The 17,253-nt window shown below is 65.2% G+C and carries 19 protein-coding genes and 1 tRNA gene; 11 read left to right on the top strand and 9 right to left on the bottom strand.

Annotation, left to right across the window (positions count from 1 at the left end):
* The first annotated feature begins 197 nt into the window (after nt 1–197).
* From AU192_RS26130 to AU192_RS12610, 4 genes are all read left to right on the top strand, one after another.
* Nucleotides 198–446: an SLC13 family permease gene (locus AU192_RS26130; protein ID WP_278183964.1), complete on the top strand. Its 249-nt coding sequence runs from the start codon at nt 198–200 to the stop codon at nt 444–446.
* Nucleotides 425–823 (top strand): SLC13 family permease, encoded by a 399-nt coding sequence (locus tag AU192_RS26135; RefSeq protein WP_278183965.1) that lies wholly within the window; start codon nt 425–427, stop codon nt 821–823. Before AU192_RS26130 ends, AU192_RS26135 begins: the two co-directional genes overlap by 22 nt.
* Nucleotides 824–844: 21 nt before the next feature.
* Nucleotides 845–967, top strand: coding sequence for a hypothetical protein (locus AU192_RS26140; RefSeq protein WP_120275612.1), 123 nt, complete (start codon nt 845–847; stop codon nt 965–967).
* Nucleotides 968–1,066: 99 nt separating this feature from the next.
* Nucleotides 1,067–2,029 carry an L-lactate dehydrogenase gene (locus tag AU192_RS12610; protein ID WP_064396591.1) on the top strand — a complete coding sequence of 321 codons (963 nt, stop codon included), beginning with the start codon at nt 1,067–1,069 and terminating at the stop codon, nt 2,027–2,029.
* A gap of 245 nt (nt 2,030–2,274) precedes the next feature.
* Here the strand turns inward: AU192_RS12610 and AU192_RS12615 are convergent, their stop codons facing one another.
* The gene (locus AU192_RS12615; protein ID WP_064396593.1) at nt 2,275–4,488 is read right to left on the bottom strand and encodes a 6-phosphofructokinase; all 2,214 of its coding nucleotides are present in this window, start codon (nt 4,486–4,488) and stop codon (nt 2,275–2,277) included.
* Between the two features lie 226 nt (nt 4,489–4,714).
* Here AU192_RS12615 and AU192_RS12620 point away from each other — a divergent pair, with 226 nt between their 5' ends.
* Nucleotides 4,715–5,197 (top strand): hypothetical protein, encoded by a 483-nt coding sequence (locus AU192_RS12620; protein WP_064396595.1) that lies wholly within the window; start codon nt 4,715–4,717, stop codon nt 5,195–5,197.
* A 7-nt stretch (nt 5,198–5,204) separates the two neighbouring features.
* Here AU192_RS12620 and AU192_RS26215 read toward each other — a convergent pair whose 3' ends face one another.
* Nucleotides 5,205–6,137, bottom strand: coding sequence for a BBE domain-containing protein (locus AU192_RS26215; protein WP_068193250.1), 933 nt, complete (start codon nt 6,135–6,137; stop codon nt 5,205–5,207).
* Nucleotides 6,138–6,570: 433 nt separating this feature from the next.
* Between AU192_RS26215 and AU192_RS12625 the strand changes: the two genes are divergently transcribed.
* Together AU192_RS12625 and AU192_RS26145 are read left to right on the top strand one after the other, a co-directional pair.
* On the top strand, nt 6,571–8,034 hold the full coding sequence (locus tag AU192_RS12625) for an APC family permease (protein WP_064396597.1): 1,464 nt from the start codon (nt 6,571–6,573) through the stop codon (nt 8,032–8,034).
* Between the two features lie 125 nt (nt 8,035–8,159).
* Nucleotides 8,160–8,285, top strand: a complete 126-nt coding sequence (locus AU192_RS26145) for a hypothetical protein (RefSeq protein WP_269845555.1) — start codon at nt 8,160–8,162, stop codon at nt 8,283–8,285.
* Nucleotides 8,286–8,346: 61 nt separating this feature from the next.
* Here AU192_RS26145 and AU192_RS12630 read toward each other — a convergent pair whose 3' ends face one another.
* The 4 genes from AU192_RS12630 to AU192_RS12645 all read right to left on the bottom strand — a co-directional run bounded on the left by AU192_RS12630 (nt 8,347) and on the right by AU192_RS12645 (nt 11,690).
* Entirely contained in the window at nt 8,347–9,201 is an 855-nt protein-coding gene (locus AU192_RS12630; RefSeq protein ID WP_064396599.1) for a phytanoyl-CoA dioxygenase family protein, read from the bottom strand.
* 98 nt (nt 9,202–9,299) lie between these two features.
* A complete protein-coding gene (locus tag AU192_RS12635; protein WP_064396601.1) occupies nt 9,300–10,106 on the bottom strand; it encodes an SDR family NAD(P)-dependent oxidoreductase in 807 nt (268 codons plus the stop codon).
* Nucleotides 10,107–10,113: 7 nt separating this feature from the next.
* The gene (locus tag AU192_RS12640; RefSeq protein ID WP_064396603.1) at nt 10,114–10,947 is read right to left on the bottom strand and encodes a mycofactocin-coupled SDR family oxidoreductase; all 834 of its coding nucleotides are present in this window, start codon (nt 10,945–10,947) and stop codon (nt 10,114–10,116) included.
* Complete coding sequence (locus tag AU192_RS12645; protein WP_233151475.1) at nt 10,947–11,690, bottom strand: carboxymuconolactone decarboxylase family protein; 744 nt, start codon at nt 11,688–11,690, stop codon at nt 10,947–10,949. Before AU192_RS12645 ends, AU192_RS12640 begins: the two co-directional genes overlap by 1 nt.
* A 79-nt stretch (nt 11,691–11,769) precedes the next feature.
* Here AU192_RS12645 and AU192_RS12650 point away from each other — a divergent pair, with 79 nt between their 5' ends.
* Nucleotides 11,770–12,447 (top strand): TetR/AcrR family transcriptional regulator, encoded by a 678-nt coding sequence (locus AU192_RS12650; RefSeq protein WP_064396605.1) that lies wholly within the window; start codon nt 11,770–11,772, stop codon nt 12,445–12,447.
* A 56-nt stretch (nt 12,448–12,503) separates the two neighbouring features.
* Here the strand turns inward: AU192_RS12650 and AU192_RS12655 are convergent.
* Nucleotides 12,504–12,586, bottom strand: a tRNA-Tyr gene (locus tag AU192_RS12655).
* 115 nt (nt 12,587–12,701) lie between these two features.
* Here AU192_RS12655 and AU192_RS12660 point away from each other — a divergent pair.
* Both AU192_RS12660 and AU192_RS12665 read left to right on the top strand, forming a co-directional pair.
* Nucleotides 12,702–13,193 (top strand): YajQ family cyclic di-GMP-binding protein, encoded by a 492-nt coding sequence (locus AU192_RS12660; protein WP_064396608.1) that lies wholly within the window; start codon nt 12,702–12,704, stop codon nt 13,191–13,193.
* 155 nt (nt 13,194–13,348) lie between these two features.
* A complete protein-coding gene (locus AU192_RS12665) occupies nt 13,349–14,374 on the top strand; it encodes an NAD(P)H-dependent glycerol-3-phosphate dehydrogenase (protein ID WP_064396611.1) in 1,026 nt (341 codons plus the stop codon).
* Nucleotides 14,375–14,377: 3 nt separating this feature from the next.
* On the opposite strand, the gene AU192_RS12670 is transcribed toward AU192_RS12665, so the two are convergent.
* On the bottom strand, nt 14,378–14,953 hold the full coding sequence (locus AU192_RS12670; protein ID WP_064396613.1) for a hypothetical protein: 576 nt from the start codon (nt 14,951–14,953) through the stop codon (nt 14,378–14,380).
* Between the two features lie 134 nt (nt 14,954–15,087).
* On the opposite strand from AU192_RS12670, the gene AU192_RS12675 reads away from it, so the two are divergent.
* Complete coding sequence (locus AU192_RS12675) at nt 15,088–16,263, top strand: flavin-containing monooxygenase (RefSeq protein WP_064396615.1); 1,176 nt, start codon at nt 15,088–15,090, stop codon at nt 16,261–16,263.
* On the opposite strand, the gene AU192_RS12680 is transcribed toward AU192_RS12675, so the two are convergent.
* Nucleotides 16,231–17,208 carry a helix-turn-helix transcriptional regulator gene (locus tag AU192_RS12680; RefSeq protein ID WP_165593299.1) on the bottom strand — a complete coding sequence of 326 codons (978 nt, stop codon included), beginning with the start codon at nt 17,206–17,208 and terminating at the stop codon, nt 16,231–16,233. The genes AU192_RS12675 and AU192_RS12680 overlap by 33 nt on opposite strands.
* Between the last annotated feature and the right edge of the window lie 45 nt (nt 17,209–17,253).

A 17,253-nucleotide genomic window follows, 5' to 3' on the forward strand; every position in this document is an offset into this window, starting at 1 on the left:
TTATCGCCACACCTTTGCGATCGCATGCCGTGTTCGGCGGAGGTTACGGCGTTGCGGAGCGGCTGCCCGTCGACGAGCGGCGTCGTGAAAGCACCGCCGAGTTGTGGTCATCGTCGCGATAATCGACCACAGCATGCGTCAGACCACCACGGAACGCCGTACAACCAGCACAGGTGAAACGATCGAATGTCCTTAGAATGTCTGAAGCAACACTGAGCCTGGTGATCGTCGGCGTCGCCGTCGTGTTGTTCGTCTGGAATCGACTTCCCGTCGAGGTGGTCGCGATCGGTGTGGCGTTGCTGCTGTACTTCACCGGGCTTGTCGACACGAGGACGCTCTTCAGCGGATTCGGTGATGCGGTGATCGTGTTCATCGCGTCGCTCTTCGTCGTCAGCGAGGGCTTGGAAGCATCCGGAGTCACTGCGTGGGTGAGCCGGGGACGCTGACTCGGTTGGCGGGACGGGCATACGCCCGGTTGACGGCCACCGTGATGTCCCTCGGAGCAGTGGTCAGCGCGGTGATAACCGTCAACGGCGCGGCCGCGGCGCTGGTCCCGGTGACCGTGTCGGTGTCGCGACGGGCGCGGATCGCGCCATCGAAAGTACTGATTCCGTTGGCGTTTGGCGCCAGTGCGGGGGCGCTGCTCACGCTGGGCGGCAGCCCGGTGAACGTCCTCATCTACGACGCATCGCGCGACCATGGCGGTTCAGGGTTCGGCTACTTCGAATTCGCGCTGGTCGGTGTCCCGCTGGTGCTCGTGACGGTGCTGGTTACGGTGGTGTTCGGCCGTCGGTTGTTGCCGGAGCGGGAGTCGACCTGCTGACCGATCGCCACACCGGCCAACATGATCGTGCTGAACCCGGGTGGTTACCGCTTCGGCGACTACTGGCGGCTCGGCATCGTCACGATGGTGGCGTGGTTCGCGGTCGCGATGGTGGTGATCCCCGTCTGGTGGCCGCTGTATTGAGTCCGGGCCGGCGGACGGAAAGCCCGGCGGCAGGCTGATTTCCGTCCTATTTCCGTCTGGATCCATCCGGAACAGGCCCGCATCGTCGACTATGGAGCCATGAGGAAGACGTCGCAGGGGCTGTCGAACAAGGTCAGCATCGTCGGGATGGGCAGCGTCGGCACCGCGATCGCCTACGCCTGCCTGATCCGGGGCTCCGCGGGTGCCCTGGCGCTCTATGACATCAACGCCAAGAAGGTCCGCGCCGAGCTGCTCGACCTCAATCACGGCAGCCAGTTCGTACCTCACTGCCCCACCATCGGCTCTGATGAGATCGGCATCACCGCCGGTTCGAGGATCATCATCGTCACGGCAGGCGCCAAACAGGACGAGGGGCAGACCCGACTGGACTTGGCGACCGCCAATGTGGCGATGGCGCAATCGTTGACGCCACAGCTGCTCGAACAGTCACCCGACGCGGTCATCGTGTTCGTCACCAACCCGGTCGACGTCGTCACCTACGCCGCGATCGCCGCGGCGGGCGCCGACGACGGCCGGATCTTCGGGTCCGGGACGGTGTTGGATTCCAGCAGGTTTCGCTATCTCATCGCTCAGCGGGCTGACCTGGCCATCGCCAATGTGCACGGCTTCATCGTGGGCGAGCACGGCGATTCGCAGATTCCGTTGTGGTCGAGCGTGTCGATCGGCGGGGTGCCTGCCGAGAAGTTCCGCATCGACGGCACTGTGGTGTTCGACGAACCGACCCGTAACGAGATATCGGCGGCCGTCGTAAACGCGGCCTACGAGGTCATCGCCGGTAAGGGCGCGACGAGCCTGGCCATCGGACTGTCGACCGCCCGGATCATCGAGGCGATCCTCTACGACCAACATCGGGTGTTGCCGGTGTCGACCGTGCAGCGCGGCATTTATGAGATCACCGATGTGTGCCTGTCATTGCCGACGGTCGTGACGGCCGCGGGTGCGGGCCGGGTGCTCGAGGTGCCGTTGTCGGTCTCCGAACTGCTCAGCTTGCAGGGTTCTGCGGCGACCCTCAAGCAGGCGCAGACGTCGCTGGGTCTGTAGTCGACTCGTCGGTGGAGTCGCGGTCGCGAGGCGTGAGGGCGACCAACACCCCGAAAACACCTGGGGCCGAGAGCTTGACGAGGTGACGAACACATCCAGCCGCTTGTGCATGGTGGCGCCGTCGAGCCCGTCTGCGGAACTGCCCAATACCGCAAGGACTTCGGCGACACTTCGGGAGTGCGCCAGCGCGCTTGCCCGGCGCGACGTTGCCGCGCAATCACGAGTTTCGCATCGTGGCCGCCCCTTTAGTCGCGCATGACGTCAGCCAGGTGACGATGGTCCCACCACTGCTGTTCGACCGGTCGCTGAGCGTTGTCCTCGATGAGCGTCGGGTAATGCGCGAGATCGGTGAATCGCAGTTCGCCGGACTGAAATCCGAGCATTGCGCCGGCGCGGCCGCCGGACGAGAGCTGTTCTGAGAGGAATCCGATACAGCGGGCGGTCATGATCGTCGCCTGCACCCGGTCGAACGGCGAAGGGTCGCCGCCCTCCTGGACGTAGCCGAGAACCTCCTCCCGCGCGTCGAACAACTCCGCGCCTTCTTTGTCGAACAGCGCGGTGATGAATCTGGTGGTGTAGACGCGATCGGAACCTTCGCTGCGCACGATCAGGCCCACCCGCTTGCCGGCTCGGAAACGTTCCGCGAGCGCGCGGACATCGGTGGTCAGCGAGTTCAACGTGATGCCGTCCTCCGGTAGGTAGACGCGATCTGCCCCCGTCGCCAGCCCGCTGACGAAGGCGAGATAACCGCAGTCGTGGCCCATCACTTCGACAATGAAAACTCGTCGCGTGGCGACCGCGGACTGCCGTATCTTGTCGACGTCGGAGACGATGCTGTTCAACGCGGTATCGCTGCCGATACTCAATTCGCTTGCCGGGACGTCGTTGTTGATGGTCATCGGCATGCACACTAGTGGGATGTCGAGGGCGTCATACTCGTGCCGATGCCGATAGAGCTCATGAGCGGCCCGGTAGCCCGCCCATCCGCCGGCGATGATGAGCCCGTCGATGCGGTGAGCGGCGATCTGTTCGGCGATTCGGGCGATACCGACCGAATCGGGCACATAACGATTGGTGCCGATCTCGGCGCCTCCATCGGACACCCAGCCGCTGACATCCATCCAGTCCATCTCGTGAATGTCACCGTCGCCTAGCCCACGGAACCCGTTCTTGACCGCCAGGACGGTGTAACCCCGGTCGAGGCCGAGTCGGACGGCGGCGCGCACCGCGGCGTTCATCCCCGGTGCCGGTCCGCCGGCGTGTACCACCGCGATCCGGAAGCGCTTCGCCTCGGCGGGCCGCGGCGCGGCCTGTTGGATGGTGTCCAGGACCCTGCACGATTCCGCGAAATATCCGCCGCGCGCCTGAATCGCTCCCGCATAGTCCCGTGACTTCATGCGTTTGGCGACTTCTTGGGTGCGCTCCACGCACTCCATCAGCGGCGAGGCGACCACGCGGTTACCCCGCAATCCGATCAGTTGCGCGGGCGCGTCGGGCGTGTCGGCATGCAGTCGTTCCACAGCCAGAAAGCCTAAGTGCGTTGCCAGGTAGCGGTCGAAAGCGCTTGGCGCGCCGCCACGTTGAACGTGGCCCAAGACGGTGATGCGGACATCCTCACCGAGTTCGTCCTGTAGCAGCGCTCTGACCTGTTCGGCGGTGATCCGGTTGCCGTCGCGGTCGTGGGCACCCTCGGCGACGACGACCACGCTGTGACGACGGCCGATGGATCGGCCCGCCTTGATGTCGCGACACATCTGCTCTCGCCAACCCTCGTCGGGCGGCCGTTCGGGTATGAGGACCCAACTCGCGGCGGTGGCCAGCGACGACATGAGGGCGAGGTAGCCGCAATTCCTGCCCATCACTTCCACCACGAAGGTGCGCTGGTGGCTGGCAGCGGTGCTGTGCAGGGCGTCCAATGCCTCGATGATCCGGTGCAACGCCGTATCGGCGCCGACCGTCATGTCGGTGCCCGCCATGTCGTTGTCGATCGACCCGACCAAACCAGCAAGTCGCAGGAAAGGGTGTTCATCGGCCAGGTCCTGCGAGATGTCTCCGGCCTCAACCAATTCAGCGAGCAATCCCGACCACTCCTGGCGGAACAGGTTTGCCCCCGCAAGACTGCCGTCGCCGCCGATCACCACGAGGGCGTCGATACCGTGCTCGACCAGGTTGCGCGCGGCCGATCGTCGGCCTTCACGAGTTCTGAACTGCTTCGATCGGGCGGTGCCGATGACCGTACCGCCTTGGTGCAGGATTGCCTCGACATCAATCGGTTCCATGCGCCGGATGAGGTCACCACCTGTGACGAGCCCGTGGTATGCCTCGTGGACCGCATACACGTCGATGCCGTGGTGCGCGGCGGTAAGCACGACGGCGCGTACCGCTGCGTTCATGCCGGCGGCGTCACCGCCGCTGGTCAGGACACCAATACTGGATGGTGCGGACTGGACTTCAGGCATGTACCCGCCTCCGTACCGTTCGGGGATGCTCCACGACCATCTTGCACGGCTGGAGCCGACATGCGTAGGAACGGATCAACCGACGTCGGCGTAATCTCCCGCTCGACCACAGGCGTCACTTCAGCGTCACCAGCGTAAGGACCGCTCATCGATGGTGTTGGGCACATGCGCTTCGACTTTGGCGAGAACCGCTTCTGCGGGACCGCCCCGTCATACCGTGACATCCATGGCAGAACAAACCCCCGCTGTCACGGCGGCGCATCCGTCCGACAGGGTGCTGCGGATCGTGAACCCCTTGGTCGGCAGGTTGCTGCGCACTCCCCTGGCCGGACCACTGCGCAGCCGCATGATGGTGGTCAACGTCGTCGGCCGCAAGAGCGGACGCCGATACTCAATCCCGGTGAGCGCCCATCGAATTGACGGCGAACTGTATGCGTTGACCTCAGCGGGATGGAAGAACAACTTCCGCGACGGGGCGACCGCGGACATACTGCTCGACGGTAGGACGACGACGATGCGCGGTGAACTGCTGACCGACACCGCGCTCGTCGCCGAGTTGTCGCACCGCTGCGCGAAAGCCTGGGGCGCCAAGCGTGCCCCGACGATGATGGGGCTGAAGTTCCGCGACGACGGCATACCGTCGGCCGAGGATTTCGCGGATGTGGTTCGTCGGGAACGTATCGCGGCGGTGCGGTTCAGACCGGCGTGAAGCGTTATCAGCCGCCGTCGGCCGAAAGGCTCTGCTCGAAGGCGAACACGTTCTGAGGGTCGTATTTCGCCTTGATCGCGCGCAACCTTTCGACGTTGTCCCCCCAATACGCCGATTCCCATGGCGGTGCTGGTCGACGGGTCCTCGGCCGAGGCCCAGCAGATACTGGCGCCGATCCTGGCAGTCGGCAAGCCACAAGTCTCGACCGACGACGCACGGTGGGCCGATGTCTACGCGGGCGTCCAGAAACCACCAGCCGTTCCGGCATACCGGCATTCGGGACATTGACGTAGGCGCCACTCGCATACGGCTGCAAGGCTTCTCCGAATTCGGCGCACCATGTCAGGCACTCGTCCGTCAGCGGATCGCCGGCGGCCGGTATCCCGCCGCGGACACCCCACCCCGCGCCGGGCTCAGCGTAGAACAGCGCATCGCGATGCGCGAAGGCAGAACCGCCGGGCGGCTCACTTGCTCGCACTGTGCCACCGAAGGCGTTGGTGAAGTAGTTGCAATCCGGCGTCGGGGCCTTAGCCATGAACGATGTGACGAGGTCGATGGCTTGCGGCGGATACGGTGCATAGACGAACTGCGACAGGAATTTCCAGTTCGCGGCTTCATCGACGTGGCCGGGGCTCGAGCAGCTTTCGCCGGTCTTCGAGGCCTGGCCACCAGCACCACCTTGTCGGGGCGGATCTCCAACTGGCTGGTGAGCCGATCGTCGGCATGTGGGGCGCTGCGCTGTCGCCACGACATGGATGGTGTGCTTCACGGGATGGATGCGGTACGTCAGCGATGTGACGATCCCGAAATTGCCGTTGCCTGCGCCACGTAACGCCCACAACAGGTCCGGGCTGTTCTGCTCGTCGGCGATGACCGTCGTCGCGCCACCGTCGGTCGAGGCCACGACGACCTCCGCCGCGAGCAGATTGTCAGACGCCATGCCGTACCGGCGGGTGAGCAGCCCTCGAGGCAGTGGCGTCCGCTACGCACCCGCAGAGGCACGCCGCTGCGCCGCGCCCATGACACGGCGTCGACCACCTCCTGTGTGTCGGCGCAGAACCCGACCGCGTCGGGTTGCGGGGCAAACAGGTGGTTGTAGCCCATTCGGGCCGCGTCGTAGCCCGAGTCTCCGGGCCGCACAACGTCTCCCGTCAACCCCGAGGGAGCGGTTGAGTTCCGGCTCGTAGCCACAGTCCTCACCGTTTCGTCTGCGTCTGTTTCGTCCGGTGCAACCTCTGTCATGACCGTTGACCTTCCGACGACTGAGGACACTTCTCCGAACGTACAGATCAGCGGCGAAGATAATCACCGAATTGACGACCGCGAAATATCCGGTGCCATACTGTTCACCTAACTTCAGAAGGGATGGGTGGATGACCACGGAGGGCGTCGTGCAGGGTCAATCCGCCGATGACGAGTCTCGAGAATGCGGTTATACGCCCGAACTGAAGCGGAGTCTCGGCTCGTTCCAGGTGTTCGCGATCTCGTTCGCGTTCATCTCGGTTGCGGTCGGCGTCTTCGCTAGTTATGGTGCGGTGCTTCAGAGTTCAGGACCCGTCGGCATTTGGCTGTGGTTGGTCGCGGCGGCCGGGCAGACCCTGGTGGCACTTGTCGTCGCCCAGTTCGCCGCTCGGATCGCGCTCAGCGGCTCCTCCTATCAGTGGGCATCGAGGCTGGCGAACCCGAAGGTCGGCTGGTTCTTCGGGTGGTTGACGTTCTGGTTTCTGGCCATCGGCGTGGTGGCCATGGACAACGCGCTCGCCAGCCAGGCGCTCATGCCGCTGCTGGGTATGGCGCCCGACGAGGATGTGGCGCGGGCGATCACGCTGGCGGTGTTGGCGACGCAAACGGTGCTCGTCATCGCCTCGACCCGACTGCTCGGAATGGTCACCTCGACGGCGGTGGCGCTGGAGCTGACGATCGTCGTGGTGCTGGTGATCGCGCTCGGTGCGGTGATGATGTTCGGCGGCAGCGGAACCGTCGACAACGTGGTATCGCATGGCATCGCCGCCGGCTCACCCGACTACTTCGCAATCGGCGGCGGCTTGATGGCCGGGATGGTCATGGGACTGGTGACGCTGGTCGGCTTCGACTCGGCGGCCAACCTGGCCGAGGAGGCCAAGGACCCCTACCGCAGCGTCCCGCGGGCGATCGTCACCTCGGTGCTGGCATCGGCCGTCCTGGGGTTCATCTTCATCTTCACCCTCACCGTCGGCATCAAGAGCATTCCGGAGGTCAGCAACAGCGAATCGCCGGTGGCGACGATCATCCGCGACCAGCTGGGATCCCTTACTGAGCGAATCCTGTTGTCGGGAATCGCGTTTGCGATGTTCGGTGCGGGAATGGTGATGTTGGCCTCCTGCTCTCGCATCGTGTTCGCCATGGCTCGTGATTCCCGCTTCCCGGGCTACACCTTGTTCCGCCGAGTCAACCCGCGCACCCGTACGCCGATTCCCGCGACCGTGCTGATGTTCGTCGTGGGCGTCGCTCTCATGGTGGCGCTGCCGGGTCAGGCCTTGCTGCAGCTGATTGTCGGGTCGACGATCCTTCCGGCGCTGATCTACGGAGCCATCTCCGTGTTGTACCTGTCGGTGCGAAAGCGGCTGGGCCGCAGGGAGGGTGCGTTCGGGTTGGGACGCTTCGAGGTGCCCGTGGCGATCGCCGCCATCATCTGGGTGGTGTTCTCGTTGGTGGCGCTGATGTCGCCCTCGGACTCACTGGTCCCCGACCTGATCGTCCTGGGCGTCGTAGCGGCGGGCGGGCTGTACTTCGCCAAGATGTTGATCTTCAACCGTGAGGTGCTCGAAACCGAACCCGGTGATCCCGACGCGTTCTGAGTTGCGACCCTTACCTGGCGGATAGGAAAGGCTTCCGATCGCGCAGCCGAAACTGGCTCGGCGGCCATTACGCGCGCGGCGCTTGACGTCGACGATTGGTCCAAGACCAAACGAAGGAACCGACGATGTTCGAAGCGACGCACGCCCCTGAGGATCAAACCGTGGACTGGCTCGCCCTGGCGGACCAGCTTTTTCCGGCCGAGGCGCTGGTCACCGCTCGGCCGGCTTTCGGCTCGCGGGTGGCGTCCTAGCGTCGAGATTGCACACCGGGTTGTTGCGTCGGCTTTGCAGCAACCTCAGTGGCAATGTCGACTATGGCTGCTCCAACAGCCGCAGCGGGTGCAGACCGTCGACGGCGCCGACGAACGGCGGGTGAATGCTGTAGCCGATCATGCGCCGGATGTCGTCGGAGACCTCTCGCGCCGTGTCGCGGGAGATCGACAGCGTGAAGGCCTCCATCGGCCGCAGCCACGGCTGGCAGTACTGGGCGGTGACGGCCAGTCGCGCGTTGTCGGTGGTGTTGGCGCCGCCGCCGTGCCAGAGGGTGCCGACGAAGAAGACGCACGAGCCGGCAGGCATGACGACGGGGATCGCGGGGTCGCCCCGCTCGGGCCGCCGCCTGCCCCAGCGGTGACTGCCCGGGTAGAGCACGGTGGCGCCGTTGTCGGCGGTGAAATCGTCGATCGCCCACATCGTCGCGGCGGCGAGCGGAGCGCGGGGCCGCGGAATCGGATAGAACCCGTCGTCGTGATGAGGCAGTTGCGCGGTCTCGCCGGGCTGGATGTTGATGGCTTGTAGGGCCGACAGGAGGTAGTTGTCCATCAGCAGCCGGTCGAGGACCGCGAGCACCCGCGGATGGTCGACGAGTCGGTCGCACCCGCGGGTCCTGCTCAGCAGGCTGTAGATGCGCTGTGTGCGGTGCCCTTCAAAGGAGTTGCGGCCGGTGTGCGAGAGCCAGGGTGCGACCGTCGCTTTGATCTGCCGGCACTCGTCGTCGCTGAGCAGGTTCTCCCAAATGAGGTAGCCGTCGCGGTCGAGGGCCGCCATATCGGCGTCGACGACCGCCGGGTCCACCGAGGCGCCGCTGCTGGGTGTCCACCTGTGCCGGCGCGCGAGATCGCTACGTAGATCATCGAGCGTGCTGACCGGATCGTCGTCGATGCTCATGAGCAGTCCTCACTGGCCGGCGCGCGGTTGGCGGCCTATGCAAAAACACTGGACCTGGCTGGACCGCCGGTCAAGTGTCTCGCGGGGCCGCGCCGAACTCAGCGTTGAGCCAGCTTCTCGGTCTGTTTTGCGATGAAGGAGTTCCAGTCCGTCGCGCGCTCGACGAGGAGATCACGCACCTGATCGTCGGTGTAGACCATGAAGGTGTCGTTGAGAATCGCCTCTGCGACCTGCTCGCCGACTTCCTCGGGTTGCAGGATGCCGAATTGTTCTCCGGGCAGGCCGGTCTGGACCTCTGGCCCGAAGGTAGGGGGCATCGTCGCGAGGATGTTCGTCGCCACCGGACCCGGACACACTACGGTGACGCCGATGCCGTGCGGGTGCAGGTAGAGCCGGAGGCCTTCGGAGATCTGGATAATTGCGGCCTTCGTCGCCGCGTACGGAATCCGATCGTAGGAATACGTGTAGAGCCCGGCGAACGAGGCGGTGTTGACGATATGGCCGTGCCCCTGCGAAATGAGTTGAGGCAGGAAGACGGCGTTACTCCGAACGACGGACATCAGGTTGATCTTGATGATCCGTTCCCATTCGCCGACCGGGAGATGGTCGGGTCGGCCGCTGGTCAAAACGCCGACGTTGTTCATGACGATGTCGACCGATCCGTAGCGCTGCCGCGTGAATTCGCCGAGATCTGCGAATGCCTGCTCCTTGGCGACATCACACACGAAGGCTTCTGCCGTGTGGCCGTCGGCCCTGATGTCCGCCACTGCCCGATCCGCGTTGTCGGCGTGGATGTCGGCAATCACGAGCCGCGCTCCCCGCTTGGCCAGGGAGTGCGCGGTCGCCAATCCGATGCCGCTGGCTCCGCCGGTGATGACGGCCGTCGCACCGTTCAGTGATCTCACAGTTGCCTCACCGAACCGTGAAGCCTGCGTCGAGCGGCCACTGAATGCCGGTGATGAATTTGGCCTCCTCCGAAACCAGGAAAGCTACAGCGTGGGCGACATCCTCGGGTTGGAGGATGGGCAGCGGTAGCGCGTTCTCCATGCCCGAGATCGCATTCTGGCCGCCTTCAGCCGCCTGCGCCATCAGCGCGTCCATCGCCTCGTTCTGCGTCATTCCGCTGAGCACTCCGGTGGGGTGGATGGTGTTCACCCGGATCCATTCGGGGGCAAGGTAGTTGGCGATGTTCTGCATCAGTGCGACCACGCCGCGTTTGGCTGCGGCGTAGGCGTTTCCGCTGGCGTTGAGCGAGGCGGTGCCCTTCAGACCCGCCGTGGAGCTTGTGATGACAATCGATCCACCTTGTTTGCCCCCACGCATGACGGGCAACGCGGCTCGGATGGTGTGGTAGACGCCGGTCAGGTTGGTGTCGATCACATCCTGCCAATCCTGCATGAAATCGTCTGATTCGCCTGCTAGACGGACGATTCCGGCATTGGCGATGATGATGTCGATACGGCCGAACTGCTCAACGCCGGCATCCACCGCGGTTAGCATGTCGCGATAGCTCCGAACATCGCCTTTGCGCGCCACCATGCGTTGACCTTCTTTCTCGACGAGCCTCTCGGTTTCGTCGAGGTCGGCCATCGAGGCATTCGGATACGTCATCGACGCGATGTTCTCGCAGATATCGACTCCGATGATGTCGGCTCCTTCACGAGCCAACCGCACGGCGTGCGCACGGCCCTGCCCTCTCGCCGCGCCGGTGATGAAGGCGACCTTTCCTGCCAGTGACTTCGACATCAGACTCCTTTCGCATTGGCGGTTGGCATGGCGGCCGCGATGCGCTGCCACGACTGGTCTGCGGCTGTCTGGAGGACCCGGCCCTTGGGAAATCCGCTGTAGGCAGAGAACTGCAAAATGACTTCGTTCATCTCCGAACGGCTGATGTCGCCGGACTCCAGGGCCGACCCGACATGGGAATAGATCGGCCCGAGCGCACCGGACACCCCGACCGCAGCGACCGTGATCAACCGGCGCTCACGACGGCCGAGGTTCGGTCGTTGCCAGAGGTGGCCGAAGACGAATGCCAGGATGCCGGCCTGGAAGTACGGCGAGTCCCGCGGCGGAGCCGGCAGCAGGTTCACGTCGACGAAGCACTTCTCACCCTCGTCGAGGCGAACGTCGTGATCCGTCGGCCCAAGCGATTCCGTCGGGAGTTCTGGCCTCGGCGGTACTTCCTCACCCCGCTCTTCTGCTAATCGAACCCACTCATTACGTGCCGCGCCTTCGGCTTCCGACGCCCGCGGCCAGCCGCAGTACACCGCGAAGTGCAAGACGAATTCGAGCAGTTCCTCGTAGGTGATGTCGCCGCTGGCCAGTGCGGCGTACATGTGCTGGTTCATGAGGTCGACGCTTTCGAGTGCACACACGCAGGTCAGCGTGACGAACCGGCGGTCTCGCCGACTCAACCCCGGCCGTTCCCACACCGGCCCGACGACCGGGTCGGCGACCATCACGTCCTGATAAGGCGGGTTCGTGCTCACAGGCACCTCTCTCGGTGAAGACGAATGACTGCACTTTAAGTCCCTAGACTTAATCCGTCCAGTATGAGATTGTCTTGCCATGTCCGTGTCAGTGGAACTGTCGCCGAAGCAACAGTTGGTGCTCACCGCGGAGCGGCTGTTCGCCCAACGCGGTCTCGACGGTGTGCCGCTTCGTCAAATCGGCACCGAGGCGGGCATGGCCAACAAGTCGGCGGTGCAGTACCACTTCGGGTCCAAAGAGGCTCTGGTGCAAGCGATCCTGCTGAACCGGCTGGAACACCTGACGCAGCGACGCCGGCTGCTGGCGGCGCGCGCCGGCTCCGATGACCTACGGGGCATCGTCGAGGCGCACCAGTTGCCGCTCATCGAGATGGCCGAGGACGAGAATTGCTTCTACGTATCGTTCCTCGAACAGCTACTGCGCTATGACTCGTCAGTCAGCCCGCTGGCCTCGCTACCGGAGGAGCACGCGCAGTCCCATCGCGAGTACGTCCGAAGGGTCGGCGATCTCACCAAGCACATTCCGCGAGCCATCCGCGACGAGCGGATCCACAAGGTCTCCGCAATGTGTGTGCACGCGTGCGCCGACCGTCACCGATATCGCTCTTTCGGACAACCGGTCGCGTCGTACGCGTTGCACGTGAGCGCACTGCTCGACGACTTCGTCGCCATGCTCACCGCTGCGCCGTCCGAGGAGACGCTCGCTGCGCTAAAGGGCTCTCGGCAGCGAGGCGTGGTGCTTCGGGCATTGCCGTAGGAGGTGGAAGCGAGCGGTCATAACACATCAGGCCCGCTCAAACGACCTGAATAGCGTGGCAGGTGCAGGATTCGAACCTGCGTAGGCGTAAGCCGACGGATTTACAGTCCGCTCCCATTGGCCGCTCGGGCAACCTGCCTGGGTGCTGCACCGCCGGGTGACCCGGTTTGGTGCGACTTGCAGGGTACAACGAGGATGGTCCGAAGACGAAAACGGGACCAGACCCTCAGTCGAGCATCTAGGAGGACCGATCCATGGCGGATTCATCGTTCGATGTCGTGAGCAAGGTCGACCGCCAGGAGGTGGACAACGCGCTGAACCAGGCCGCCAAGGAGCTGGCCACCCGCTACGACTTCCGCGGCACCGACACGTCCATCGAGTGGCAGGGCGAGGAGACGGTCGTCATCACCAGCTCCACCGAGGAGCGCGCCAAGGCCGCCGTCGACGTGTTCAAGGAGAAGCTCGTGCGCCGCGACATCTCGATGAAGGCGTTCGACGCCGGCGATCCGCAGGCGTCGGGCAAGACCTACAAGGTCAGCGGCCAAATCAAACAGGGCATCACGAGCGAGCAGGCCAAGAAGATCACCAAGCTGATCCGCGACGAGGGCCCCAAGGGCGTCAAGGCGCAGATCCAGGGTGAGGAGATCCGCGTCAGCAGCAAGAAGCGCGACGATCTGCAGGCGGTGATCGGGCTGCTCAAAGGCGCCGACCTCGAGGTGGCGCTGCAGTTCGTCAACTACCGCTAAGCGCTCGGACCCACCTAGCGTGAGTGCGCCCACTTCTGCCTGAGGGTCGGGCCCAACCGGTCAAGCACGGCCCTGCCGCAGAAATCGGCGCGCACACTGGGCCGTCGTTTCCGAATACGCCCTGGTTTTGGGCCGTCCGACCTACCCTGATCGGCATGGCACCTGCGCAACGTGTACCTCAAGTCGTCGTTCTCGGTGGAGGCTCCTGGGGCACCACCGTGGCGTCCATCTGCGCCCGCCGCGGGCCGACGCTGCAGTGGGTGCGCTCTGCGGAGACCGCCGATGACATCAACGACAACCACCGCAACTCGAAGTACCTGGGCAACGAGGTCGAGCTTCCGGACGGTCTGAAGGCGACGACGGACTTTTCCGAGGCGGCGTCGTGCGCCGACGTCATCGTCATGGGCGTGCCGTCACACGGCTTCCGCGCCGTGCTCACCGAACTGGCCAGGGAGCTGCGGCCGTGGGTCCCGGTGGTGTCGCTGGTCAAGGGTCTCGAGCAGGGCACCAACTATCGGATGAGCCAGGTCGTCTCCGAGGTGCTGCCCGGACATCCGGCCGGCATTCTGGCCGGGCCGAACATCGCGCGCGAGGTGGCCGAGGGGTACGCCGCCGCCGCGGTGCTCGCCATGCCCGACCAGCAACTCGCGGCGGACCTGGCACGACTGTTCCGCACCAAGCGGTTTCGCACCTACACCACCGACGACGTGGTCGGCGTGGAGATGGCCGGGGCGTTGAAGAACGTCTACGCGATCGCGGTCGGCATGGGCTACTCACTCGGTATCGGCGAGAACACACGGGCGATGGTGATGGCCCGCGCGATCCGCGAGATGTCCAAACTCGGCGAGGCGACCGGCGGGCACCGCGACACATTCGCCGGCCTGGCCGGCATCGGTGACTTGATCGTCACGTGCACCAGCCAGCGCAGCCGCAACCGCCACGTCGGCGAGCAGTTGGGCGCGGGCAAGCCGATTGACGAGATCATCGCGTCGATGAACCAGGTCGCCGAGGGCGTCAAGGCCGCCAGCGTCATCATGGAATTCGCTGACCAGTACGGGATTTCGATGCCGATCGCTCGCGAGGTCGACGCCGTGGTCAACCACGGCTCCAGTGTCGAAGAGGCCTACCGCGGCCTGATGGTCGAAAAGCCCGGGCACGAGGTGCACGGCGCGGGGTTCTAGCGCTCAGTTGAAGAAGGGGTTGGTGCCCTCGGGCCGCTCGAGCAACGGATCCCTGCCGCCGTTGATGATGTAGCTGCCCGCGGGGGACAACACGAAGCCGGACTGGTTGCGGCTGTCCGAGCACGTGGTCACACCGCCGTCGCTGCCGCAGCTGACGGTCTGGAAGCTGATCCGCGAACCGGCCGGAAGTGGCTTGGCGTCGCCGACGACGGCGAACACATCGGCCGTCGTCGCGGAGAACTGCGGAACCCCCGGGCCGCCGCTGACGAAGTTCGCGCCGTCCGGTGCCGCGGGGATCGCGCCGCTGCAGCCGTAACCGCCGTTGCGCTGCAGGACGCACGTCAACCCGTCCGGCGTCTTGAACGCGTACCAGTGGCCGTCCATCTTCGCGAACTCCGACAGCTTCACCGGTGCGAGCGCATTGACGTTCGGCGCTGGTGGCGGCGGTGGTTCGGACGGTTGAGCTACGGCGATACCTTGCGCACCGATCATGGCCGCCCCCGCGGACCCGACGACGCCGATCAACACCCGGTTCAGCACGGTCCACACCCTAAGGGGTGCGGCGGATCCTCGCAGCATACGAATCACATCGCCGCAGGTCGGCACGCTGTTACCGACGCCGACCCCGCCGGCTGTGGACCCCCCACCTGTGGGGTGGTGCCGAGCGCGGCTTCGGCCGACGCTGTAGTCAGGCAACGTCACGGAGGAACCGAATGCGAACCGCGCACACCGTGCTGGTGATCGGCAGCGGCCCGGCCGGCTTGTCCTGCGCCGCAGAATTGCATGCGCGAGGGATCGATGTGACCGTCGTCGAGCGCGGCGGGCAGATCGGCGCCGCCTGGTCCGGCCGCTACGACGCCCTACGGTTCAACACCTGCCGGCGCAACTCGGCCTTGCCCGGCGCTCCGTTCCCGCGCCGCTTCGGGCAGTTTGCGACCCGCGACCAGTACGTCGAATATCTGCAGACGTACGCCGGACGCCATCATGTGACCGTCGAGTTCGGGGTCGACGTGCAGCGGCTCGACCAGGCGCCCGACGGCGGCTGGAACGTTGAAACCAACGGCGGGCCGCGCAGGGCGCGCCATGTCGTGGTCGCCACGGGCATCTTCAATCAGCCCGCTCTGCCCGACTGGGCAGCCGACGATCGCTTCGCCGGGCAGGTCGTGCACGCCGCGCACTACCGCAACGCCGACCCGTTCTCCGGCCAGCGTGTGTTGGTCGCGGGTGCCGGTTCCAGCGGACTCGAGATCGCGCACGAGTTGAGCCGCTCGGGTTGCCCAGAGGTGCTGCTGGCGGTGCGCACTCCGCCGAACATCCTTCTTCGCGAACTCGGCGGGTTGCCCTTCGACCTGCCGATGCCGCTCTTTCTCCGGCTGCCCGCCGGCCTCGTCGACAAAGTATTGCTCGCCGTGCAGCGCGGAATCATCGGCGATCTCAGCGATTTCGGGTTCTCCACGCCGCCGGAGGGGCCGATCGCCGGACTCAAACGCCGCGGCGCCGGAACGGCGATCGTCGACCGTCAAGTGGTCGACGCGATCCGCGACGGTTCGCTGCGTGTGGTAGCAGCCGTCGACCGACTGCAACCCGATGGGGCGGTCCTGGCTGACGGCACAACCGTCCAGGTCGACTCCATCGTCGCGGCCACGGGGTACCGAACGGGGCTGGACGCCATGGTCTCTCACCTCGATGTCCTCGAGCAGCGAGGCATGCCGCGTGACGGGCGTGGCGGCGAGGTGTTGCCGGGCCTTCGCTTCGTCGGCTACGTGTACCGGCCGGGGCTGACCAAATTCGTGGGAACGCTCGCCAGACGGGTAGCCGACGACATCGCCGGGCAGCTGGCGGCTTCTGAGCTTGAGTCATCGCCGAAGGACGAGATCTTGCGAGAGTAGTGCCGCAAGCTCCGGACGGCTGTTCACACCGAGCTTGGCGAAGATTGCCTTGACGTGACCGCGCAGCGTCTCGGCGGTGATCCACAGCCGGCCGGCGATCTCCCTGGTGGACATGCCGGTCAACAGCAGCTGGGCGATCTCCTTCTCACGACGGGTCAGCTGGCTCAAGTGAACCAGCAGCGGCGCAATGTCCGAACGCCGCGCCTGTTCCAAAACCACTGCGGTGCAACCAGTTTGCGACCCATCTCGCTCCATACGGACTGCCCGCACCACGAGCCAGTCACCCGAGCGCGCTCTGGTGCGCGCCATCGCCGGCTCACCGACACCGGTTTCGGCGAGAACACGTGCCTGGTGGGCGACCTCGTGCAGCACGATGGTGCTTTCCAGACGTTCGTCCTCGACCGGACCCAGCCACTCCGTGACCTGCGGTGTCATCGACTCGATGCTGCCGTCGTCGGCGAGCATCAGCAGTGCGGGTGCTGCGGCAACACTTACCGCGGGCTTCTCGCCAAGTTGAAGGGATGCCCGGATGCCGTTGGCCACGTGCGGGCAGAGCCTCGCCATCGTCGCGACCTCGCCTTCGGTGAAGAATGCATCCTCGGCCCGCCGGGTCAGGCAGAAGTGCCCCCAGGTGGCCGACCCGGAATTGAAGACGCCGCGCATCTCGTCGCCATAACCGTTGGGCTGGTAGATCTTCGACCACCGCGCGCTGCGGCTCAGGTCACCGGCGGTTTCGATGCCGAGCGACGCCGCCGGGACATCCCGCCGCGCGAGGTCGACGAACTTGTTCACGTCGTCAATGGTCAACTCGCATTCGATGAGAGCGAGGTTCTGCTGACGTGTGACGTTCTCGGCGTGCACCCCGGTGATGAGCAGAGTGTCAGGGTCGGTGAGCAGCCAGCCCGCAGCGGCGTATGAGATCTCGGCCCTCACGGCGGTGGCCACCGCAGCCAATAGTTCGAGCGGATCGTGAGCCCGCGCGCAGATTCG

The sequence above is a fragment of the Mycobacterium lehmannii genome, from assembly GCF_001499925.1.
In the GTDB taxonomy this organism is placed as follows: Bacteria; Actinomycetota; Actinomycetes; order Mycobacteriales; family Mycobacteriaceae; genus Mycobacterium; species Mycobacterium lehmannii.